24 protein-coding genes, 5 tRNA genes and 1 pseudogene are annotated in these 20,915 nt (G+C 59.9%); 11 read left to right on the top strand and 19 right to left on the bottom strand.

The annotated features are described in order from the left end of the window. Positions 1 to 126 precede the first annotated feature (126 nt). Positions 127 to 975 carry a carboxylating nicotinate-nucleotide diphosphorylase gene (gene nadC / locus BFW87_RS15625; RefSeq protein WP_078740671.1) on the top strand — a complete coding sequence of 283 codons (849 nt, stop codon included), beginning with the start codon at positions 127 to 129 and terminating at the stop codon, positions 973 to 975. A gap of 42 nt (positions 976 to 1,017) precedes the next feature. Here the strand turns inward: nadC and BFW87_RS15620 are convergent, their stop codons facing one another. The 3 genes from BFW87_RS15620 to BFW87_RS15610 form a co-directional block, all read right to left on the bottom strand. After that, positions 1,018 to 1,323 carry a DUF6388 family protein gene (locus BFW87_RS15620; RefSeq protein WP_078740670.1) on the bottom strand — a complete coding sequence of 102 codons (306 nt, stop codon included), beginning with the start codon at positions 1,321 to 1,323 and terminating at the stop codon, positions 1,018 to 1,020. Between the two features lie 176 nt (positions 1,324 to 1,499). After that, positions 1,500 to 1,572 (bottom strand) — tRNA-Thr (locus BFW87_RS15615). 64 nt (positions 1,573 to 1,636) lie between these two features. Beyond that, positions 1,637 to 2,050, bottom strand: a complete 414-nt coding sequence (locus BFW87_RS15610) for a pilin (protein ID WP_078740669.1) — start codon at positions 2,048 to 2,050, stop codon at positions 1,637 to 1,639. 203 nt (positions 2,051 to 2,253) lie between these two features. Between BFW87_RS15610 and BFW87_RS15605 the strand changes: the two genes are divergently transcribed. From BFW87_RS15605 to yacG, 4 genes are read left to right on the top strand one after another with little or no spacing between them, the layout of a single operon-like run. Beyond that, positions 2,254 to 3,462, top strand: coding sequence for a type II secretion system F family protein (locus BFW87_RS15605; protein WP_078740668.1), 1,209 nt, complete (start codon positions 2,254 to 2,256; stop codon positions 3,460 to 3,462). Next, positions 3,459 to 4,325, top strand: coding sequence for a prepilin peptidase (locus tag BFW87_RS15600; RefSeq protein WP_078740667.1), 867 nt, complete (start codon positions 3,459 to 3,461; stop codon positions 4,323 to 4,325). The genes BFW87_RS15605 and BFW87_RS15600 overlap by 4 nt, the downstream gene beginning before the upstream one ends. Then, the gene (gene coaE / locus BFW87_RS15595) at positions 4,322 to 4,945 is read left to right on the top strand and encodes a dephospho-CoA kinase (protein WP_078740666.1); all 624 of its coding nucleotides are present in this window, start codon (positions 4,322 to 4,324) and stop codon (positions 4,943 to 4,945) included. The genes BFW87_RS15600 and coaE overlap by 4 nt, the downstream gene beginning before the upstream one ends. Next, on the top strand, positions 4,942 to 5,142 hold the full coding sequence (gene yacG, locus BFW87_RS15590) for a DNA gyrase inhibitor YacG (RefSeq protein WP_003188437.1): 201 nt from the start codon (positions 4,942 to 4,944) through the stop codon (positions 5,140 to 5,142). Before coaE ends, yacG begins: the two co-directional genes overlap by 4 nt. On the opposite strand, the gene BFW87_RS15585 is transcribed toward yacG, so the two are convergent. Together BFW87_RS15585 and BFW87_RS15580 are read right to left on the bottom strand one after the other, a co-directional pair. Then, positions 5,139 to 5,354: a hypothetical protein gene (locus BFW87_RS15585; protein WP_025856597.1), complete on the bottom strand. Its 216-nt coding sequence runs from the start codon at positions 5,352 to 5,354 to the stop codon at positions 5,139 to 5,141. The genes yacG and BFW87_RS15585 overlap by 4 nt on opposite strands. 74 nt (positions 5,355 to 5,428) lie before the next feature. Further along, positions 5,429 to 6,118: an energy-coupling factor ABC transporter permease gene (locus tag BFW87_RS15580; RefSeq protein WP_078740665.1), complete on the bottom strand. Its 690-nt coding sequence runs from the start codon at positions 6,116 to 6,118 to the stop codon at positions 5,429 to 5,431. A gap of 128 nt (positions 6,119 to 6,246) precedes the next feature. On the opposite strand from BFW87_RS15580, the gene BFW87_RS15575 reads away from it, so the two are divergent. The 3 genes from BFW87_RS15575 (at position 6,247) to BFW87_RS15565 (ending at position 8,498) form a co-directional block, all read left to right on the top strand. Further along, a complete protein-coding gene (locus tag BFW87_RS15575; protein WP_078740664.1) occupies positions 6,247 to 6,876 on the top strand; it encodes a DUF1780 domain-containing protein in 630 nt (209 codons plus the stop codon). A gap of 89 nt (positions 6,877 to 6,965) precedes the next feature. Further along, positions 6,966 to 7,139, top strand: a complete 174-nt coding sequence (locus BFW87_RS15570) for a DUF3094 family protein (RefSeq protein WP_078740663.1) — start codon at positions 6,966 to 6,968, stop codon at positions 7,137 to 7,139. Between the two features lie 60 nt (positions 7,140 to 7,199). Then, the gene (locus BFW87_RS15565; RefSeq protein WP_078740662.1) at positions 7,200 to 8,498 is read left to right on the top strand and encodes an NAD(P)/FAD-dependent oxidoreductase; all 1,299 of its coding nucleotides are present in this window, start codon (positions 7,200 to 7,202) and stop codon (positions 8,496 to 8,498) included. A 178-nt stretch (positions 8,499 to 8,676) separates the two neighbouring features. Here the strand turns inward: BFW87_RS15565 and BFW87_RS15560 are convergent. The 7 genes from BFW87_RS15560 to rluD form a co-directional block, all read right to left on the bottom strand. Then, positions 8,677 to 8,753 (bottom strand) — tRNA-Pro (locus BFW87_RS15560). A 94-nt stretch (positions 8,754 to 8,847) separates the two neighbouring features. Continuing rightward, positions 8,848 to 8,923: transfer RNA gene (locus BFW87_RS15555), tRNA-Lys, on the bottom strand. 5 nt (positions 8,924 to 8,928) lie between these two features. Next, positions 8,929 to 9,005, bottom strand: a tRNA-Pro gene (locus BFW87_RS15550). 10 nt (positions 9,006 to 9,015) lie between these two features. Next, a tRNA-Asn gene (locus BFW87_RS15545) sits at positions 9,016 to 9,091 on the bottom strand. Between the two features lie 303 nt (positions 9,092 to 9,394). Further along, complete coding sequence (clpB, locus tag BFW87_RS15540) at positions 9,395 to 11,959, bottom strand: ATP-dependent chaperone ClpB (protein WP_078740661.1); 2,565 nt, start codon at positions 11,957 to 11,959, stop codon at positions 9,395 to 9,397. A gap of 133 nt (positions 11,960 to 12,092) precedes the next feature. Next, positions 12,093 to 12,818, bottom strand: coding sequence for a peptidoglycan editing factor PgeF (gene pgeF / locus BFW87_RS15535; protein WP_078740660.1), 726 nt, complete (start codon positions 12,816 to 12,818; stop codon positions 12,093 to 12,095). Continuing rightward, entirely contained in the window at positions 12,815 to 13,777 is a 963-nt protein-coding gene (gene rluD, locus BFW87_RS15530; protein WP_078740659.1) for a 23S rRNA pseudouridine(1911/1915/1917) synthase RluD, read from the bottom strand. The genes pgeF and rluD overlap by 4 nt, the downstream gene beginning before the upstream one ends. A 149-nt stretch (positions 13,778 to 13,926) precedes the next feature. Here rluD and BFW87_RS15525 point away from each other — a divergent pair, with 149 nt between their 5' ends. Both BFW87_RS15525 and BFW87_RS15520 read left to right on the top strand, forming a co-directional pair. Continuing rightward, a complete protein-coding gene (locus BFW87_RS15525; protein ID WP_078740658.1) occupies positions 13,927 to 14,952 on the top strand; it encodes an outer membrane protein assembly factor BamD in 1,026 nt (341 codons plus the stop codon). 124 nt (positions 14,953 to 15,076) lie between these two features. After that, positions 15,077 to 15,310: a PP0621 family protein gene (locus BFW87_RS15520; RefSeq protein WP_078740657.1), complete on the top strand. Its 234-nt coding sequence runs from the start codon at positions 15,077 to 15,079 to the stop codon at positions 15,308 to 15,310. Here the strand turns inward: BFW87_RS15520 and thiO are convergent. The 5 genes from thiO to pilV all read right to left on the bottom strand — a co-directional run bounded on the left by thiO (position 15,297) and on the right by pilV (position 18,599). Continuing rightward, positions 15,297 to 16,406 carry a glycine oxidase ThiO gene (thiO, locus tag BFW87_RS15515; RefSeq protein WP_078740763.1) on the bottom strand — a complete coding sequence of 370 codons (1,110 nt, stop codon included), beginning with the start codon at positions 16,404 to 16,406 and terminating at the stop codon, positions 15,297 to 15,299. The two genes, BFW87_RS15520 and thiO, sit on opposite strands and share 14 nt — an antisense overlap. A 62-nt stretch (positions 16,407 to 16,468) precedes the next feature. Then, the gene (locus BFW87_RS15510) at positions 16,469 to 16,870 is read right to left on the bottom strand and encodes a type IV pilin protein (RefSeq protein ID WP_078740656.1); all 402 of its coding nucleotides are present in this window, start codon (positions 16,868 to 16,870) and stop codon (positions 16,469 to 16,471) included. Positions 16,871 to 16,881: 11 nt separating this feature from the next. After that, positions 16,882 to 17,400: a pilus assembly PilX family protein gene (locus BFW87_RS15505; RefSeq protein ID WP_078740655.1), complete on the bottom strand. Its 519-nt coding sequence runs from the start codon at positions 17,398 to 17,400 to the stop codon at positions 16,882 to 16,884. Positions 17,401 to 17,409: 9 nt separating this feature from the next. Further along, positions 17,410 to 18,117 (bottom strand): PilW family protein, encoded by a 708-nt coding sequence (locus tag BFW87_RS15500; protein ID WP_078740654.1) that lies wholly within the window; start codon positions 18,115 to 18,117, stop codon positions 17,410 to 17,412. After that, the gene (gene pilV / locus BFW87_RS15495; RefSeq protein ID WP_078740653.1) at positions 18,114 to 18,599 is read right to left on the bottom strand and encodes a type IV pilus modification protein PilV; all 486 of its coding nucleotides are present in this window, start codon (positions 18,597 to 18,599) and stop codon (positions 18,114 to 18,116) included. The genes BFW87_RS15500 and pilV overlap by 4 nt, the downstream gene beginning before the upstream one ends. A 205-nt stretch (positions 18,600 to 18,804) precedes the next feature. On the opposite strand from pilV, the pseudogene BFW87_RS15490 reads away from it, so the two are divergent. After that, positions 18,805 to 19,388: pseudogene (locus tag BFW87_RS15490) on the top strand (GspH/FimT family pseudopilin). Here the strand turns inward: BFW87_RS15490 and ispH are convergent. After that, complete coding sequence (ispH, locus tag BFW87_RS15485) at positions 19,342 to 20,289, bottom strand: 4-hydroxy-3-methylbut-2-enyl diphosphate reductase (RefSeq protein ID WP_078740651.1); 948 nt, start codon at positions 20,287 to 20,289, stop codon at positions 19,342 to 19,344. The pseudogene BFW87_RS15490 and the gene ispH overlap by 47 nt on opposite strands. A gap of 184 nt (positions 20,290 to 20,473) precedes the next feature. Continuing rightward, positions 20,474 to 20,911, bottom strand: coding sequence for an FKBP-type peptidyl-prolyl cis-trans isomerase (gene fkpB / locus BFW87_RS15480; protein ID WP_172979541.1), 438 nt, complete (start codon positions 20,909 to 20,911; stop codon positions 20,474 to 20,476). Between the last annotated feature and the right edge of the window lie 4 nt (positions 20,912 to 20,915).

Raw genomic sequence — 20,915 nt, 5'->3', positions numbered from 1 at the left:
AGATTATCTGGCAAATGGGGGCGGTTGCGCCAGCAAACTCTGTCATCGCGCGGTAATTGGGTGGTGAGTCTGGGTTCAACGGCGCACTGCCCCTATAATCGAGGCACTTTGTTTGTGGAGCCCGTTATGCCGAATCTCCGTCTTGCCGACCTCACCGCCGAAATCGAAGCCAACGTGCGCCGCGCACTGCTGGAAGACCTCGGCAGTGGCGACATCACTGCGCAATTGATCCCGGCCGAACGCCTGGCCAAAGCCACCATCATTACCCGCGACGCCGCCGTAATTGCGGGTACAGCTTGGGTGGACGCGGTGTTTCGCCAGCTGGACCCACGGGTAGCGGTGCATTGGCAGGTCGCCGACGGTGAGCGCGTCAGCCCCAACCAGGCGTTGTTTCACCTCGAAGGCCCGGCCCGCTCACTGCTCAGTGGTGAACGCTGCGCGCTGAATTTCCTGCAACTGCTGTCCGGCGTAGCCACCCGCGCGCACTACCTGGCGGACTTTGTCGCCAGTACCCAGGTCAAGCTGCTCGACACCCGCAAAACCCTGCCAGGCCTGCGTCTGGCGCAGAAATACGCGGTGACGTGCGGCGGCTGCCACAACCATCGCATCGGTTTGTATGACGCGTTCCTGATCAAGGAAAACCATATCGCCGCGTGTGGCGGAATTGCCCAAGCCATTACCGCCGCCCACAAAATCGCCCCGGGCAAGCCGGTGGAAATTGAAGTGGAAAGCCTGGAAGAACTGCGCGAGGCACTGGCGGCAGGCGCCGACATCATCATGCTTGACGAGTTGAGCCTGGATGACATGCGTGAAGCCGTGCGCCTGAACGCGGGCAAGGCCAAGCTGGAAGCCAGCGGAGGGATCAACGAAACCACCCTGCTGCCGATTGCGCAAACGGGCGTGGACTACATCTCCATCGGTGCGATGACGAAGGATGTGAAGGCGGTGGATCTGTCGATGCGGCTGAGTATCTGAATGTGTGGAAGGAGCCGGATTGCCGGCTCCTTCAACGGCGTTTCAGACCACCAGATTATTCATCTCGCAGTACTCGTTCCACTCCACGCCCAGTACTTCAGCCGCCTCTTTGTGCAAGACCAGCCGCGCGGCTTCGAACTCTTCCGGCGTCGAGGTGTACTTGAGGGTCAGCTCCCAAGGCTGCAAGCCCTGGCTCTCGGCCTCATCTTCAAATGCCCACTGGACTTGATCGCGCTGGTCATCAGCGCTCAGGTCCTTGATCTCTTCTTTAAGCTGCGGCGATTCCTTGAGGTATTTCTCGAGGGCTTCTTCGTGCCGGGCTTCCTGGGTCTTTTCAGTCGTGGTCATGTTGTTCTCTTAGATCTGGGAATGGGGATGCATCTGGGTCATCAAGGTTGCGCAGATACAAAAGAGTGGGCACGAATGCCGCCTCGTCTGGCCTTCAGAACCATTCTGGGATCATCTGAAAACGTTGCCTTTGGAACATGCCGTTGAAACATGCCGTTGAAACAGTGTTGCCCTTTTGCCCGAGACAGGAATCGAACCTGCGACCTTCGCGTTACGAGTGCGCTGCTCTACCGGCTGAGCTACACGGGCGGTGGGCTAAAGCTAGCACCGCATTGGGCATGCGGCAACTAACTCGCCTACCGCCCGGCAGCCGTTATGCGCCGTCGGCGCCGCAACCCTTGGCGATGTACTGCGCATCAGCCGTAGTGGCGCATTTCCAACCCGTGGTGGCACTGCGCGTCAACGTGATGGTCTTGCCCAATACAGGCGCCGGCGCATCGAGCATTTCACAGCTGATGGAACCGGCGCCGGTGGCGACATCCCCGGTCACGTCGATCTTGCAGTGGGCGGTAGGGCTGGTGCCGCCGATCAGCGCAAGGGTGGGCACCGTGCCTTGATTGATCGTGTCTTCATAGCCGGCCTTGAGCGCTGAAATTTCAGCCAGGCCCGCCGTGAACTTGGCCTTGGCCTGGTGCTTGGTGTACATCGGCAAACCGATGGTGGCCAAAATGCCGATGATTGCCACGACGATCAACAACTCGATCAATGTAAAACCTTTCTGACGCATCACTTTCACTCTCCAGAAATAAAACCCAAGACAGGGCGCGTCCTGCGCCCCGCAATTTGCAGCGGCGCCAGTGTACTCATCCGTGAGCAGCCCATCGTGCTCGAGACGCACAATCTGACATTTTATCCAGCGCCAGCCACCTGCCCAAATCGGTCTTCTGACTAAGCTATAAATCTTCCACTACCGGTGTGCGGGCAGTTGCCATGAACGACGCTTCAACGATCTACGCCTGGGAAGGCATCAACCGCAAAGGCCGCAGGGTATCCGGGCAAACCTGCGGGCACAGCCTTGCGCTGATCAAGGCACAACTGCGCCAGCAAGGGATCTGCCCCGGTCGGGTGCAGAAGGCAGCCCGACGCCTGCCGCGCTTTGCCCCGCCGATCAAGCCTGTGGATATTGCTCTGTTTACGCGTCAACTGGCCACCCTGCTGCGCGCCGGCATACCACTGCTGCAGGCCTTTGACATCATTCGCGAAGGCACCGACCACCGCCGGATGCGCGAGCTGGTACAGGGACTTAAACAGGCGATCGCCGGCGGTCATAATTTATCGCAAGCACTGCGCAAACACCCCCGCCACTTCGATGACTTGTACTGCAACCTGATCGCCGCCGGCGAGCAGGCCGGCGCCCTGGAAACCCTGCTGGAGCGCGTGGCCATTCACCTGGAGAAGAGCCAGCAGCTAAAAGCCCGCATCAAGAAGGCCATGACTTACCCCATTGCCGTCATTGTGGTTGCGTGCCTGGTCAGCACGGTGTTGCTGATCCATGTGGTGCCGCAGTTTCAGAGCCTGTTTGCCGGGGTCGGCGGCAAGCTGCCAGGCTTCACGCTGGGCGTCATCGCGCTGTCCGAATTCCTGCAACGCGCCTGGTGGGTGGTTGCACTGGGCGTGTTTGCCGGGTTTGCAGGGCTCAGACAGGCGCATCAACGATCTCCCGGTGTGCGCCATTGGGTGGACGCCGGTTTGTTGAACCTACCGCTGGCAGGCACACTGCTGAAAAAATCCGCCGTCGCCCGCTATGCCCGCACGCTTTCGACAACCTTTGCAGCGGGCGTGCCCCTGGTACAGGCGTTGGACTCCGTGGCGGGCGCAACGGGCAATGGGCTGTTCAAACAGGCGATCGAACATATGCGTCACGATGTATCCACAGGCATGCCTCTGCATCAGTCCATGACCCGCAGTGGCGTGTTTCCTGGCATGGCGATCCAGATGACCGCCATTGGCGAAGAATCAGGCACCCTGGACCACATGCTGGAAAAAGTGGCCAATCATTACGAGGCTGACGTGGATCACCTGGTCGATAACCTCACGAGCTTGATGGAACCACTGATCATGGTGGTACTGGGCGGCATCGTCGGCGCCCTGGTCATCGCCATGTACCTGCCGGTTTTCCAGTTGGGTACGGCGTTTTGAGCCTGCTTTTGAGTGAGCGACCGTGGCTGTTTGTCGGTATGGCGTTGGTGCTGGGGCTGATCGTCGGCAGCTTCCTCAACGTGCTGGTGTGGCGTTTGCCCAAGATGCTTGAGCGTGAATGGCGTGCCCAGGCCCGTGAAATTCTCGGCTTGCCGGCTGACCCCGCAGGCCCCACTTACAACCTCGCGCGGCCCGACTCCTGCTGCCCGAATTGCAACCAGCCGATTCGTGCCTGGGAAAATATCCCGCTGCTCAGTTATGCGATGCTCAGAGGCCGCTGCGCTCATTGTCGTGAACCTATCAGCGCCCGTTATCCCTTTACGGAACTGGCCTGCGCGCTGATCTCGGCAGTGGTGGCCTGGCACTTCGGCTTTGGCTGGGAAGCCGGTGCGGTGATGATGCTGAGCTGGGGCTTGTTGGCGATGAGTCTGATTGACGTGGACCATCAACTGCTCCCGGACGTGCTGGTGCTGCCGCTGTTGTGGCTGGGGCTGATCGGCAACAGCTTCGGCTTGCTGGCAACGCTGCCCGATGCGCTGTGGGGCGCGGTGGTTGGCTATATGAGCCTGTGGACGGTGTTCTGGCTGTTCAAATTGGTCACCGGCAAGGACGGCATGGGCCATGGCGACTTCAAATTACTGGCGCTGCTGGGTGCCTGGGGCGGCTGGCAGATTCTGCCGATGACACTGCTGATGGCGTCGCTGCTCGGCGTATTTACCGGGTTGATTCTGCTGCGTTTGCGCAAGCACCAGACATCGGCGCCAATGCCATTTGGACCCTGCCTGGCGATTGCCGGCTGGATTGCATTGCTCTGGGGTGGTCAAATAACCGACTTCTATTTGCAGTCTGTCGGTTTCAAATGACCACTTCTGTTGCAACACCCTGGATTCTTGGCCTCACCGGCGGCATAGGCAGCGGCAAAAGCGCGGCTGCCCAGCATTTTATCGACTTGGGCATCGACCTGGTCGACGCCGACCACGCCGCGCGCTGGGTAGTAGAGCCCGGCCGGCCTGCCCTGGCACGCATCGCCGAGCATTTCGGTGGCGGCGTGTTACAGCCCGACGGCCAACTCGACCGAGCGGCCCTGCGAAAGCTGATCTTTGAGGTGCCCGAAGAGCGCCGCTGGCTGGAAGCTTTGTTGCACCCGTTGATTGGCGAGGAAATTCGCAGCCACCTGGCACGCGCCCGTTCGCCTTACGCGATTCTGGTATCACCGTTGCTGATCGAATCCGGCCAGTCCAGCATGACCCAGCGCGTCCTGGTGATCGATGTGCCGCAATCGCTGCAGATTCAGCGTACCCTGCAGCGCGACGGCATCAGCGAGCAACAGGTGCAAGCGATTCTCAAGGCCCAGTTCAGCCGGGAAGACCGCTTGAACCATGCCGATGACGTGCTGGTCAACGACAAGGACCTCGCCTGGCTGCACAGCGAGGTCGAGCGACTGCACCACTTTTACCTTACTTTGCGTGGAGGCCGATCATGAGCCAACCCTTGACCGTCGACTGCCCAACCTGCGGAGCACCCGTGGAATGGAAAGCGACCAACCTCAACCGGCCGTTCTGCTCGGACCGCTGCAAACTCATCGACCTCGGCGCTTGGGCGGCCGAGGAACACAAGATCCCTGTGGCCCCGGATGCTGAAGACGAGCTGTTTTCCGAAGACTTGCCGCCGCGCCATTAAGGCCGCATAAAGGCGTATTCCTGCTGGTCGTCGAGATTCTCTGCCAAGTATTGCAGCTCGTCGGCCAAGTCTTCAAACGTGCGCACACCCTTGCTCTGCTGCACGACCGCGCTGAGCATGGCGCGCAGGGTCAATCCCGGGTCAAAGCCGATTTCCTGCGCTGCGTCCTGGCTTCTGCGCAACTCCTGCCGTGCCCACTCATACACACTCATGCTCCGTGCTCCCGTCTGCTCAGAAAAGTTTCGCGGAGCATGGGCCTGCACAGCCTCCCGGGATTTGATCTGGATCAACGCTGCGAATCGTCATCCTTCCAGGGCGCCGAGAGGTAGCGCGTACGGTTGAAGGTTTCCAGCCATTCAGGGCAAAACACCACCAGTGCACTGACGATCATGCCGTTGATAAAGGCTTCAGGGAATACGATCAGCCACAGGTAGCCGACGAAGTCTTCCAGCCATTCGGGCATTGCGAAACGGCCGTCGAACCACAGCAATCCAAGCCCGACCAACAGGCAAAGCAAGGCCGACAGCGCGGCGGCAAAGAAACCGGAGCAGAAGATATACACAAAGGGGTTTCGCGGTTTGGCTCTTTCTACCAACACCGCGCATGCTTCCGTGACCAGCACCGGCAGCCCAATCAGCAGCAAGCCGTTGACCCCGACGGCCGCCAGATCCTGGCGCCCCAGCAACACCAAACCGGCCTGCGCAACCAGCCCCCCGACGATTGCCAAGGGCCAGTCGAGCAACAGAGTGACAGCCGTCATGCCGATAAAATGGTAAGAGACGCCGGTATCGAAATCACGCCGTACCAACCACAGCAGGAACAGCGCAAACACCGTGCCGAACAGCAAGTGCTGGCGCCGCCGGTCAGCGAACAGCTCGACCCACGGCGAGCGCAGGATTGCCCACATCACCACCGGCATGTAAAGCAGCCAGCCGATTCCGAGGGTTTCCGGCGCCAATACCGCGGCACTGATCACGGGCGTTGTCCCCTTTCGTAAAACTTCATTTCGCACCTCATCCCTGGGTGGCTGCCGAATGGCCAGTCTACACCGGCGTTTTTAAGCAAGACTTCCTGCGGTCATCATTTGAACGCTAAGCTGGCACTATGGATGACTCAGATTACTTGCGCCTGCTCACCGTAGCGGCCGAACAAGCCAACGCGTTTTTGTCCAATGCCCGCAAATGGGAGCGTGAGCGTTGGGTCTGCCAGCGCCTGCTGCAAGGCTTGAATGTGCCCTACCGCGCCGAAGAGTTTCACCCTGCCGGCCAGGAACCGCCGGATGTGCTGTTTCGCGATGCCAGTTTCGAGGTGTTTTTTGTGCTCGATGAGGGCCGTCGCCTTAACGATGAGTGGCGCGACGAACTGCTGCGTCGGCGCAGTGCGTTTTCCCTGAGTCAACTGGTGCGGCGCGAAGCCAAGCCGCGGAGAATCCCGGCGCATGAGTTTTTGCTGCGCCTGGCGCCGACCTTGCGCAAAAAGGCGCATAACTACAAAGAACGCGGGATGGACCTGGGCGAACTGGACCTGATCGCCTTCAGCAGCCTCAAGCGCGAAGTGCTGGACCTCAATAGCCATTTTCCGCCGCCCACCGAATACCTGCGCCAGGGCTGGCGCTCGTTGTCGTTGGTGGGGCCAACCTTTGCCCGCGTGCTGTTCGCCCACCCGGACGCGCCGGACTTCTTGCGCAACAACCTGGGGCGCAGCATAGTATTCGACGTGGGCATCAGCCTGTGACGCGGGCACAGGCTACGCTTGTGGCGATACCGCCAACCCCCTGACTGTAACGTGGCGCCCTTTTGCAACGTCTACCTGACGAGGCCTTTATGACCAGCCGCCTGAAACCCGATGACCAACAGCGTGTCGAAGAGTATCTGCAACTCTCCCAGAACCGAGTCGAGCGCAAGCCTTTCAGGCCGTGGCTGCTCCTCGTTATGGTGCTGGTGGCAGTGATCGGGCTCGGTCTGCTGAGCCGCCTTTTGAGTTACCTGACGCTATGAGCTGCCTGGCGCTCGCGGGGGTAACTGCTCCGATTTCTTTTAGCCTTGCGAGATATCCCCATGACCCATCGTATTATTATCGTCGGCGGCGGCGCCGGCGGCCTGGAGTTGGCTACCCGCCTGGGTAAGACTCTGGGCAAGCGCGGCACCGCCAGCATCACGCTGGTGGACGCCAACCTGACCCACATCTGGAAACCGCTGCTGCACGAAGTGGCCGCCGGCTCGCTGAACTCATCGGAAGACGAACTCAATTATGTCGCCCAGGCCAAATGGAACCACTTCGAGTTCCAACTGGGGCGCATGAGCGGGCTTGACCGTGAGCAGAAGAAAATCCAGCTGGCTGCGACGCTCGATGAAGAAGGCCGCGAACTGGTGCCTGCGCGCGTACTCGGTTATGACAGCCTGGTGATTGCGGTCGGCAGCACCACCAATGACTTCGGCACCGAGGGCGCGGCGCAGCACTGCCTGTTCCTCGACACCCGCAAGCAGGCCGAGCGCTTCCACCAGCAACTGCTCAACCACTACCTGCGCGCCCATGCCGGGCAGACCGATGTGGAAGAGAACATCAGCGTTGCCATCGTCGGCGCCGGCGCCACCGGTGTCGAACTGGCCGCCGAGCTGCATAACGCCGCTCACGAGCTCGCCGCTTACGGCCTGGACCGCATCAAGCCGGAAAACATGCACATCACCCTGATCGAAGCCGGCCCACGGGTTTTGCCTGCGCTGCCCGAGCGAATTGGCGGGCCTGTGCATAAAACCCTGGAGAAACTGGGTGTGACCGTGCTGACAAACTCGGCAGTCAGTGAAGTCACGGCAGACGCACTGATCACCAGCAGCGGCCAAGTCATTCCAGCCAGCCTGAAGGTATGGGCCGCCGGCATTCGTGCGCCGGGCTTCCTCAAGGACATCGATGGCCTGGAAACCAACCGCATCAATCAGCTGCAAGTGCTGCCGACGCTGCAAACCACACGCGATGAAAACATTTTTGCCTTCGGTGACTGCGCGGCCTGCCCGCAACCTGGCACTGATCGCAATGTACCGCCACGCGCCCAGGCGGCTCACCAGCAGGCGTCGTTGCTGGCCAAATCGCTGAAATTGCGCATCGAAGGCAAGGAGTTGCCGACCTACAAGTACACCGACTACGGCTCGCTGATCTCGCTGTCGCGCTTCTCGGCAGTGGGTAACTTGATGGGCAACCTGACCGGCAGCGTAATGCTGGAAGGCTGGCTGGCGCGGATGTTTTATGTGTCGCTGTACCGCATGCACCAGATGGCGCTGTATGGTTTTTTCCGCACGGCCATGTTGATGCTGGGCAGCAAGATCGGGCGGGGTACTGAGCCAAGGCTCAAATTGCACTAACCACACGCACCCGTGTGGGAGCGGGCTTGCCCGCGATGGCGGCGGATCAGCAGCAAATATGTTGGCTGACAGACCGCTATCGCAGGCAAGCCAGCTCCCACATTTTTTTTGCGTCGCATTTGAGATTTTCAACAAGTAAAAAAAATCCCCGTATCTTTCGATACGAGGATTTTTAATATGGTCGGGGTAAGGGGATTCGAACTCCTGACATCCTGCTCCCAAAGCAGGCGCGCTACCGGACTGCGCTATACCCCGGTAAAAAAAAGGCGACCTTTCAGTCGCCTTCTTCGATCAGCGCTTTTGGCCTCTGATCTTAAGATTCGATTCCAGCATTAACTGGTCTCAAAAATGGTGGGTCGTGTGGGATTCGAACCTACGACCAATTGGTTAAAAGCCAACTGCTCTACCAACTGAGCTAACGACCCAAATATGGTCGGGGTAAGGGGATTCGAACTCCTGACATCCTGCTCCCAAAGCAGGCGCGCTACCGGACTGCGCTATACCCCGGTTTTGAAATTGGCTCCGTGACCAGGACTCGAACCTGGGACCCAATGATTAACAGTCATTTGCTCTACCGACTGAGCTATCACGGAACTACATATTTCAAATGTGCAACTTTTACCGCTATGTAACCTTCTCTTCGACTTGCCCGTATCGCTACGTTCATGTGTCTGAGGCGCGCTATTCTACAATCTTAAAAACCCCTGTCAACCCTTTAAATTGCTTTTAAGACAATGATTTGCGCTTGTTTCTGATTTCTTCTTGGGGAGAAGAAACCCGTGGGCTGACGTTGCTGCGGGGCGCACTTTACAAGCCTTTGCCTTACAGTTCAACGCCCTATCGAAAAAAAAGGCCCCGCAATGCGGGGCCTCCTCTTATCGCCATACAGGCCGGGCTCAGTGGAAGACGATTTCGTCGTTTTCCACCGTTGCTTCCACGCTGGTGCCCGGCATAAAGCTGCCCGACAGGATCAACTGGGCCAACGGGTTCTCGATCCAGCGCTGGATCGCACGCTTCAACGGCCGTGCGCCATACACCGGGTCGTAACCCACCGCGATCAGCTTGTCCAACGCCTCGCTGCTCAGTTCCAGGTTCAGTTCGCGCTCCGCCAGGCGGCCACGCAGGCGGCCCAACTGGATCTCGGTGATGCCCGCGATCTGATCCCGCGCCAAGGGCTCGAAGATCACCACTTCATCAACCCGGTTGATAAATTCCGGGCGGAAGTGCGACGTCAGCGCGTCCATCACCGCCGCACGCTGACCTTCGCGATCACCGACCAATTCCTGGATCTGCGCCGAGCCCAAGTTGGACGTCATCACAATCACCGTATTACGGAAGTCCACGGTACGCCCGTGGCTGTCGGTCAAGCGGCCATCTTCCAGCACCTGCAGCAGGATGTTGAACACATCCGGGTGGGCTTTCTCGACTTCGTCCAGCAGGATCACCGAGTAAGGCTTGCGACGCACAGCCTCGGTCAGATAACCGCCTTCTTCATAGCCCACATAGCCCGGAGGAGCGCCGATCAAGCGAGCCACCGAGTGTTTCTCCATGAACTCGGACATATCGATCCGCACCATGGCCTCTTCAGTATCAAAGAGGAACTCGGCCAAGGCCTTGCACAGCTCGGTTTTACCCACGCCGGTCGGGCCGAGGAACATGAACGAGCCGCTCGGACGGTTCGGGTCGGACAAACCGGCCCGCGAACGCCGCACCGCGTTGGACACCGCCACTACCGCCTCTTCCTGGCCGATCACACGTTGGTGCAACAGGCTTTCCATCTTCAACAGCTTGTCGCGCTCGCCTTCGAGCATTTTCGACACAGGAATCCCGGTCCACTTGGAGACAACTTCGGCAATTTCCTCCTCGGTCACCTTGCTGCGCAGCAACTGGTTCTCGCTTTTGCCGTGCTGATCGACCATCTGCAGGCTGCGCTCCAGGTCCGGGATCACCCCATACTGCAACTCGGCCATGCGGTTCAGGTCGCCTTTACGGCGCGCGGCTTCCAGTTCCTGGCGGGACTGCTCGATCTTTTGCTGGATCTGCGCAGAACCCTGCACTTCGGCTTTTTCCGAAGTCCAGATTTCCTCAAGGTCCGAATACTCGCGTTCCAGACGGACGATTTCTTCCTGAAGTTTTTCCAGGCGTTTCTTCGCCGCGTCGTCTTCTTCTTTCTTCAGGGCCTGGGACTCAACTTTCAGCTGAATCAGGCGCCGGTCCAGACGGTCGAGCACTTCCGGCTTGGAATCGATCTCCATGCGAATGCGGCTGGCCGCTTCGTCGATGAGGTCGATGGCCTTGTCCGGCAACTGACGATCAGTGATATAGCGATGGCTCAATTTGGCCGCCGCAATGATTGCCCCGTCAGTAATCGCTACCTTGTGGTGAACCTCATAACGCTCTTTCAAGCCACGCAGGATCGCAATGGTGTCTTCTTCGCTCGGCTCTTCCACCAGTACTTTCTGGAAGCGACGCTCAAGGGCGGCGTCCTTTTCAATGTACTGGCGGTACTCGTTGAGCGTGGTCGCACCGACGCAATGCAGCTCGCCCCGCGCCAAGGCTGGCTTGAGCATATTGCCCGCGTCCATCGAGCCTTCGCCCTTACCGGCGCCGACCATGGTGTGCAGTTCGTCGATAAACAGAATGATCTGCCCTTCCTGCTTCGACAGCTCATTGAGCAGGGATTTCAGGCGCTCTTCGAACTCGCCACGGAACTTGGCACCGGCGATCAGCGAACCCATGTCCAAAGACAGCAGGCGCTTGCCCTTCAGGCCGTCCGGCACTTCACCATTAATGATGCGCTGGGCCAGGCCCTCGGCAATCGCGGTTTTACCCACGCCAGGCTCACCGATCAGCACCGGGTTGTTCTTGGTCCGGCGTTGCAGCACCTGGATGGTGCGCCGAATTTCGTCGTCACGGCCGATCACCGGGTCAAGCTTGCCCTCTTCGGCACGCTTGGTCAGGTCGACAGTGTATTTATCCAGAGCCTGGCGCGACTCCTCGTGGTTAGGGTCATTCACCGCGTCGCCACCGCGCAGGTTGTTGATGGCATTTTCCAGGGCTTTCTTGCTCACGCCCTGGCCCAGCAGCAACTTGCCGAGCTTGCTGTTCTCGTCCATCGCGGCGAGCAATACCAGCTCGCTGGAGATGAACTGGTCACCTTTCTGCTGTGCAAGGCGGTCCGCCTGATTCAGCAGGCGCGCCAGATCCTGCGACATATTCACGTCGCCGGTCGGGTTTTGGATTTTAGGCAGTTGGTCGAGCTCTTTGCTCAACTCCTTGCGCAGGCTGTTGATGTCAAAACCCACCTGCATCAGCAAGGGCTTGATAGAACCACCTTGCTGTTCAAGTAATGCCTGCATCAGGTGCGCAGGCTCAATGGCCGGGTGGTCGAGGCCCACCGCCAACGATTGAGAGTCAGATAAAGCCAACTGTAATTTGCTGGTTAAACGATCAATACGCATTAGTCACCTTCCTTTTGAGCAGGCCGGAGCTATAAACACACATCCTGAATGAAGAAACCTGCCAGATACCCCTATAGATGTGGCCGATTCTGGAAGATTCAAGCTGTGGATAGTTGACGCAGGTCAGGAGAGTCTAGCGTTCAAGCCAGATTAAGGAGGCGAAGCGACCGGTGCGAGGGCTGCGGCGGTAGGAAAAGAAACGCGGGTCGGTCACGGTACAGAAACCGCCACCGTAAACTGCCGTAACACCTTTCTCTGCGAGGCGCAGGCGCGCCAGCTGGTAGATGTCAGCCATGTACTTGCCGGGATTACGGCTGGGTACAAAGGCTTCGGCGGTACTCGGCAGTTGCTGCATGAACGCTTCACGCACTTCCGGGCCGACTTCAAAGGCTTGCGGGCCGATTGCCGGGCCCAGCCAGACCAAAACATCAGCTGGCTCAGCGTCCAGACTGTCAAAGGCAGCTTCCAGAACTCCCGCTGCCAAGCCACGCCAACCGGCGTGCGCAGCTGCCACACGTGTGCCGGCACGGTTGCAGAACAACGCGGGCAGGCAATCGGCGGTCATTGATGTGCAGGCGACTCCAGGGGTGCTGGACCAGCTGCCATCGGCTTCGACGGTGCGCGACGGATCAGCCTCGACCACGGTTACCCCATGGACCTGGCGTAACCAGGCGGGCTGAATGGCGAATGCATCGGTAAGACGACGGCGATTTTCAAGGACAGCTTCAAGGCTGTCCTCGACATGATCGCCCAGGTTGAGGCTGTCGAACGGCGCCAGACTGACGCCGCCCGCTCGGGTGGTAACGCAGGCTTTCACCCCGGCCGGCGCGGGCCAGTCAGGAATCAGCCAGTCACTCATCCGATAAACGCCTCACGATCCTGCTTGAGCAGCGACAACAACCAGACCAAATCGTCTGGAAGAGGCGATTCCCAGCTCATCCGCTTACCGCTCGTCGGATGATCCAGCTCCAGGAAGCGTGCGTGCAGCGCCTGGCGAGGGAAGGTTTTCAGCGATTCAACCATGGTCAAGCTCGCCGCCGGCGGAATACGGAAGCGGCCACCGTAGGCCGGATCTCCGACCAACGGGAAGTTGATGTGCGCCATGTGCACGCGAATCTGGTGCGTACGGCCGGTTTCCAGCTTGACCCGCACATGGGTGTGGGAGCGAAAACGCTCCAGCACACGGTAGTGGCTGACGGCCTGCTTGCCGCCTTCCATCACCGCCATACGCTGGCGTTGCTGGCCGTGACGACCGATCGGGGCGTTGATTTTGCCACCGGCCACCACGACGCCGATCACGATGCACTCGTAGATCCGGCTGACGCTGCGACTCTGCAATTGTGTGACCAGCTGCGTCTGGGCCTGAATAGTCTTGGCCACCACCATCAGACCGGTGGTGTCCTTGTCCAGGCGGTGCACGATGCCGCAGCGCGGGACATTGATGATGTCCGGCACGTGGTGCAACAGGGCATTGAGCAAGGTGCCATCAGCGTGCCCGGCGGCCGGGTGAACCACCAGGCCTGCGGGTTTGTTGATGACGAGGATGTCGTCGTCTTCATAGACGATGTCCAGCTCGATGTCCTGGGCAACCCATTCTCCTTGGGCTTCCTGCTCGGCAGTCAGCTCAAGAATCGCACCGCCATGAACTATGTCTCGCGGGCGTATAACCGCCCCATCCACAGTCAGGCGGCCGTCTTTGATCCAGGCGGAAAGGCGCGAGCGCGAGTGCTCAGCGAATAATTGTGCGGCGACTTGATCGAGGCGTTGGCCGCCCAATTCGGACGGCACCTCTGCGCGAAGTTCAATTTTATCGGACATGCTCAGACTAGGCGTGGCACAGCCTTTGGTTTCGGCTGCGCGCTTGTGGTTAAATACGGCGTCTTTTGCCCCGAGGCTTTCAACGGGGCGCTCATCATAACAGGACGGCCCCGCCCAAGACAGCGGCCGTCATAGGGACGCAAGCCGCCATGCAAGTGAAACACCTGCTGCTGATCGCCATCCTCGCCATGACTGCTGCTTGCTCGTCAACAAAGGAAGTCGTCGACGAAAACCTGAGCGAAGTCGAGTTGTATCAACTGGCTCAGAAAGACTTGGACAATAATAGCTACACCAGCGCCACAGCGAAGCTGAAGGCCCTGGAGTCGCGTTATCCGTTCGGGCGCTACGCCGACCAGGCCCAACTTGAGTTGATCTACGCCAACTACAAGAACGCCGAGCCGGAAGCCGCCAAGTCTGCCGCCGAACGTTTTATCCGCCTGCACCCGCAGCACCCGAACGTCGACTACGCCTACTACATGAAGGGCCTGACCTCGTTCGACCAGGACGTTGGCCTGCTGGCGCGCTTCCTGCCGCTGGACATGACCAAGCGTGACCCGGGTGCTGCCCGCGACTCCTACAACGAGTTCGCCCAGCTGACCAGCCGCTACCCGAACAGCCGCTACGCGCCGGACGCCAAGCAGCGCATGATCTACCTGCGCAACCTGCTGGCTTCCTACGAGATTCACGTAGCCGACTACTACCTGACCCGTCAGGCCTATGTAGCCGCCGCCAACCGTGGTCGTTACGTAGTGGAAAACTTCCAGGAAACCCCATCCGTGGGTGACGGCCTGGCGGTGATGACCGAGGCTTACCAGGCACTGCACCTGGACGCATTGGCAGCTACCAGCCTGGAAACCCTGAAGCTTAACTACCCGGACTCCCCAAACCTGAAAGACGGCCAGCTCGTGCCTCGGGTTGCCGAAGCCGACAACCGTTCGTGGCTGAGCAAATACACCTTGGGCCTGATCAGCTCCCGTCCACCGTTGCCACCGGGCGAAACCCGCGCCAACCAGGACGTGATGAAGCAGTTCCAGGACGCCAAGGAAGCCATTCCTTCGGAGCTCAAGCCGCATGACGCCAATGGCGACGTGATCCAGGAAGAAGCACCACAGGCCCTCGGCAACAACGAAGACCGCTCGTGGTTCAGCTACATGACCTTCGGCATCTTCGACTGATCTGTCGACGCGTTAAAAAAAGGGAGCCCTCGAGGCTCCCTTTTTTGTGGGCCAGCATATTGCTCTGTGCGCCCGTCGCGTCCTTGGCTAAACTGGCGCATTCCTTGTCGAGAAACCCCCCATCATGGTTCGTCTACTGTTCTGGATTGCCGTTATTGCTGCCGCGGTTTGGTTCTGGCGCAAATTCAAAAGCCCGGCCGCTAAACAGCAACGTTCCGGCGAGCCCGATGCGGCCTTGATGGTGCGCTGCGCACACTGCGGCGTGCACCTGCCGCAGGACCGGGCACTGAGCTCACGCCAAGCGTGGTACTGCAGTCAGGCACATCTGGAACAAGGGCCGAAGTCTATCCAGCGTTGAGCCGACCTTCAGGGGCATAAGGCGCCGGGTCGATAATCGGCGCATTCCCCAGCAACAGGTCGGCAAACAACTGACAGGACGCCGGCGCCAGCACCAGGCCGTTGCGGTAATGCCCGCAGTTGAGCCACAACCCCTTGAAGCCCGGAACCTCGCCGATATAGGGGATACCCTCGGGCGAGCCGGGACGCAAACCTGCCCAATGGCCGACGACCTCGGCACCCGCCAACGCGGGAATCAACTCTTGCGCCGACGCCTTGAGGCTTTCCAGCGCCGAGTCGGTCGGGGTCTTGTCGAACCCCTCATGCTCCAGCGTACTGCCAATCAGAATGTGCCCGTCACGTCGCGGGATCGCGTAACGCCCTTTGGCCAGGACCATGCTCGAGAGGAAATCCGATGCACACTTGTACAAAATCATTTGGCCTTTGACCGGCTCCACAGGCAGTTCCAGGCCCAGTTTTCCGAGCAATTCACCGCTCCAGGCACCTGCCGCCAAAACGACCTGATCCCCCATGACCGGCCCCGTGGCCGTGTCCACACCCACTACGTGATCGCCATCGAGAACAAACCCGCGCACTTCGCACTGTTCGTGGACGGTTACGCTTGGCAGCGCCAACAGCGCCGCCTTGAGGGACTTGACCAGACGCGGGTTACGCACATTGGCCACATCCGCCATGTAGATTGCCCGGGAATACCCCCCGCCCAGCACAGGCACCGCATCATGGGCGGCTGATACATCCACCTTGCTCAACGGCCGGCCCTCACGCGCAGCCCAAGCCAACGCCTCAGCCTCATCGTCCAGGTCCAGCCAATACAGGCCAGTGGTGTGCACCTCTGGATCAACACCGGTAGCCGCAAACAAGCGCTCGGCCAATTGTGGGTAAAAATCCTGCGACCAGTGGGCCAGCGCAGTGACCGCCGGGCTGTAGCGCCATGGATACAATGGCGAAACAATCCCGCCGCCGGCCCACGAAGACTCCTGCCCTAGCCCGGAACGTTCCAGCAGCACGACCGCCTGCCCCTGGGTCGCCAGGTTGAACGCCGTCAACAAACCAATAACGCCGCCGCCGACAATCACCACTTGCTGTTGCTTAGCCATCATTTGTTCCAGCCGATAGAGGGGGAAAAGCGCACCCGGCGCCAGATCATGCTGCACGCTCATCACTGACCCCAGCACGCCTGACGCGACATTTCAGGTGCCGCACCCGGGTTGCTTCGCACGCCGGAACTGGTCAGCCTGAACTCGCTGCAAGGGTCGCCCCACATCACAGAGCCGGCGATTGGCGTGGCCAGCAGACTGAAAGCCTGTGGGTTCAATGCAGCGCTGATTCTATAGCGATCATTGCCCTCACTCACGCCGCTTGCATCAATAAAAGTGCCGTTGCGCGTGTAAAAACGCTCCAGGTGCTGAGCTTGATCCAAAAGCAGCCCTACGATTTCTGCACGGTAGGCCCTTTTCACATGCCGTTCATAGCCGGGGTAAGCGATCCCGGCCAGAAATGCGACGATCGCTACTGCGATCAATAACTCGATCAACGTAAAACCTCGGCAATCCTTGCCCATGGGTGTGCTCCTTATTGAAGTTGACGCCATACAACCCGCCGAAATTTCACTCCGTTCTCACCTTCTACCCGTGCATATACCGTCTCCAGAACCGTACGCGACGGGCCAATGAGCCCGACCGACGTCACTCGGTATAAAGCAGCCGGTTTGTCAGTGGGCCGATCAACCCGTCCCAGCGACTGGATGCCATACAGGCCACCTTTGGAGGAAACCCACATGACCGCCGAAACCGGATTCATCCCGGCGCCCAGCACCGAATACGCTTCTTGCGGCGGCACGCAGGCGCTGATCGACGGGCACAACGGCAACGCGGCTCCGGTGTTGCGGACCGTCGTCTCCCCCAGCCGCAGGCCGCTTTCCGCAGCTTGAAATGACTGATTTCGGTGCCAGAGGCTGCCGGCAATTTTTTGCTGGAATACAGCCCCCTGCATCGATGCCAGGCCGATCAAGGAAAGCGCCAGCAGAAACACCAGGCTGATCAGCAGAACCATGCCTTTTTGCGGCCAACGAATGCCGTCATAACGCGCCATGCTCGCCCCCTAGCCCAACCGGTTACGCAGCGCCGCTACGACGCTGTAGACCTGATTTTTCACGCGCCCCGTCGGGTCGCGCAGCGTCATTTGGAGGCGTACGCTGCGTATCAGCGATTCATCGGCCGGGGTGGATTCATAGCGCTGCACACCCGCCGCCCCCACCCTGGCCGCCATGCCGAAACTGATATCGAATGCTTCAACGTTATCGACCAATACCGCCCTGGCTGGCGCGGCAGGCGTGCTGACTCTCAGTTGGCCCGCCTCAAAGGAATAGGTGAGCTGACGTATCGCAAATCGAACCTCGCCAGGCCCCGGCACTGGCCCGTTGCCCGCATAGGCTCGGGCAGTGCTGCGGCAATCGGAAAGCACGGTCCAGTCGGGCGTGCCACCCTCACTGCCGACGTCGGCGGTGACCAGTGTCAGCGACCTGGAGCCCCCTGAATCACTCCAACCGACAGGCCGATCGAACGCTGCCGGGGCGTTTTCGATGGAGGCCACATCAAGGCAGCCAAACATCCCGGCCTGACGAATATCCTGAGTCAGCTTGCCCAGCACGAAACGGGCATCGTCCTGAAGCAACATCGCAGCCTGCTGGGCGGCATGGGTCATCCGGGAACTGATTGCCACCTGGCTGATACCGAGTATGAGCAACAGCCCGACAGCCAGCGCCAGCAATAACTCCACCAGGCTGAAACCTCTTGCAGAACGATTCATGGCCCCACCCCCGACTCACTGGCCATGCGACTGGTGAGCGTGAACGTTTCCCGTGCGCCGGGGGTATTCGCCCCTCTGTCATCATCCCAACTGATGCTGACAGTCACCTCACCGCCACTGACGGCCACGGAGCCTCTGGCGCTCTCCCCCGCAAACTCGGCGATGTTCGCCTCAAAGTCATGCAGGTCGAGGTCTCGCACGCTGGCGCCTGCCGTGCCGCTCAGCGTTTGCGCGGTCTGACTCCAGGAATAATCGACCCCTGCGTTGGCGCGAACCCGGTCGAGCATGTCGTAAGCAATGAAACTGGCCTGACTGATCATCCTTGAGCTGTCGGTGTACTTGAGGGCATTGAGCTGAATGACCGCAGCACCGAGCAGGCCCACCGCCAGAATCAGCACCGACACCATCACCTCGATCAAGGTCATGCCGGATTGCTCGCGAGGCAAGGTGCAGGGGGAACGCGTGTTCGGGGATGCAAACATTACCGTCGTCGTCCTTGTCGAAGGCCAAAAAAAACAGCAGAAACCTGCTGCGTGGCCCAAGACTAGCGTCCGATTTCGGCTGGCGCTGCTCCCGGAACAAAGGGAAATACTTTGGACATAAAGGCCATCACTCAACCCAGGAAGCGCCGGGCTATACCTAAGTCGACCTGTTGAAAAAACCACCACGTCCACGGAGGGACGGCCTATGAAACAGCGAGGTTTCACCCTGATCGAATTGCTGCTCAGCCTGCTGCTGAGCTGCCTTCTGGCTCTAATGGCAGCCCCCGGTTTCAAGGGGCTCCTGGCATCACAACAGCGAAACAGCGCAGCAAACGCACTGGCGGACGGCCTGCGTTTCGCGCGCGTCGAAGCCATCGTGCGCAATCGCGCCGTAGTGATGCATGCATTGGAGGACGACTGGAGTCGAGGCTGGCGAGTGATTGCCGACGTCAGCGGCCGCGGCCATCTCGACGACGACAACCCGGTGCTGCTGGAGCGTCAGGACAGCGGGCGTGTTGCGATTGCCGGCAACGGGCCGGTCAAGACTCAGGTGCGCTTCAGCGGATTGGGTGAGCCGGTGTTTGCCGGAGGCAGTTTTCGCGCCGGCACCGTGCATGTATGCGACACGGAGCAGGCCAGAAGCGTGTACCAGGTGGTACTGGCCCCCAGCGGGCGGATCAGCCTGCGCAGTGATAACACTGAACAGGCTTTATGCCGTAGCTGAACCTGGGGGTTTAAGGGATCAAAGCAGCGAGCGAACCCGCAGCTCTTTGGGCATGGAGAACGTGATGTTCTCTTCACGGCCGGCCAATTCATCGGCCCCCGTGGCACCCCAAGCCTGCAGTTGCTGGATCACACCGCGCACCAGCACTTCCGGGGCCGAAGCACCTGCGGTAATGCCGATACGCTCGACGCCATCGAACCAGCCGCGCTGCAGGTCTTCGGCGCCGTCGATCAGGTAGGCCGGTGTTGCCATACGCTCAGCCAGCTCGCGCAAGCGGTTGGAGTTGGAGCTGTTCGGGCTGCCGACCACCAGTACCACATCGCACTCGTTGGCCAGTTGCTTGACTGCATCCTGACGGTTTTGCGTGGCGTAGCAGATGTCGTCCTTGCGCGGGCCGCCAATGGCCGGGAAACGCGTGCGCAGGGCATCGATTACGCGGCTGGTGTCGTCCATGGACAAGGTGGTCTGCGTCACGAAGGCCAGACGCTCGGGGTTTTGCACCTGCAGGTTGGCGACGTCTTTCTCGTCTTCCACCAGATAGATCGCACCGCCGTTGCTGCCGTCGTATTGGCCCATGGTGCCTTCGACTTCCGGGTGACCGGCATGGCCGATCAGGATGCACTCACGACCGTCGCGGCTGTAGCGCGCAACTTCGATGTGCACCTTGGTCACCAGCGGGCAGGTCGCGTCGAATACTTTCAGGCCACGGCCGGCCGCTTCGGTGCGCACGGCCTGAGAAACACCGTGGGCGCTGAAGATGACGATCACGTCGTCCGGCACCTGGTCGAGCTCTTCGACAAAGATGGCGCCGCGAGCGCGCAGGTCTTCGACCACGAATTTGTTGTGGACCACTTCATGGCGCACGTAAATCGGCGGCCCGAAGACTTCCAGGGCGCGGTTGACGATTTCGATCGCACGGTCCACGCCGGCGCAGAAGCCACGGGGGTTGGCGAGTTTGATTTGCATGCTGTGCCTCGTGTCTTGCAGCGCAAGAAATTAGATCAACTCAACCCTTGCAGGAACCGGCTTTTGTGGGAGCTGGCTTGCCTGCGATTGCATCGCCGCGGCGTACTTGCTGTACCGCGTCGTCTGCATCGCAGGCAAGCCAGCTCCCACAGAAGCCAGCACCTGCGCGAGCCGGCTCTGTCAGTCAGAGCGCTTTAACGTCGAATATTTCAACATCAAAGGTCAAGGTTTTACCGGCCAGCGGGTGGTTGAAGTCGATGGTCACTTGCGCGTCATCGAAAGTTTTCACCACACCTGGCAATTCAGTATTGGCCGCATCGTTAAAGATCACCAACAGGCCTTCCGACAGCTCCATGTCCTGGAACTGCGAACGCGGGATGATCTGCACGTTTTGCGGGTTGGGCTGGCCAAAGGCGTTTTCCGGCAGGATCTGCAGGGTGCGCTTGTCGCCGGCCTTGAAACCGAACAGGGCCGCTTCGAAACCCGGCAGCAGGTTGCCGTCGCCGACCTTGAAGGTGGCCGGGGCTTTGTCGAACGTGCTGTCGACCGTGTCGCCATTCTCCAGGCGCAGTGCAAAATGCAAAGTGACTTCCGTGTTCTGGCCGATGCGTTGCTCAGCCAATACC

The sequence above is a fragment of the Pseudomonas fluorescens genome, from assembly GCF_002022275.1.
GTDB classification, from domain to species: domain Bacteria; phylum Pseudomonadota; class Gammaproteobacteria; order Pseudomonadales; family Pseudomonadaceae; genus Aquipseudomonas; species Aquipseudomonas fluorescens_AJ.
Note: the sequence above shows the minus strand (reverse complement) of the source record. Positions and strands in the feature narration are given on the sequence as shown.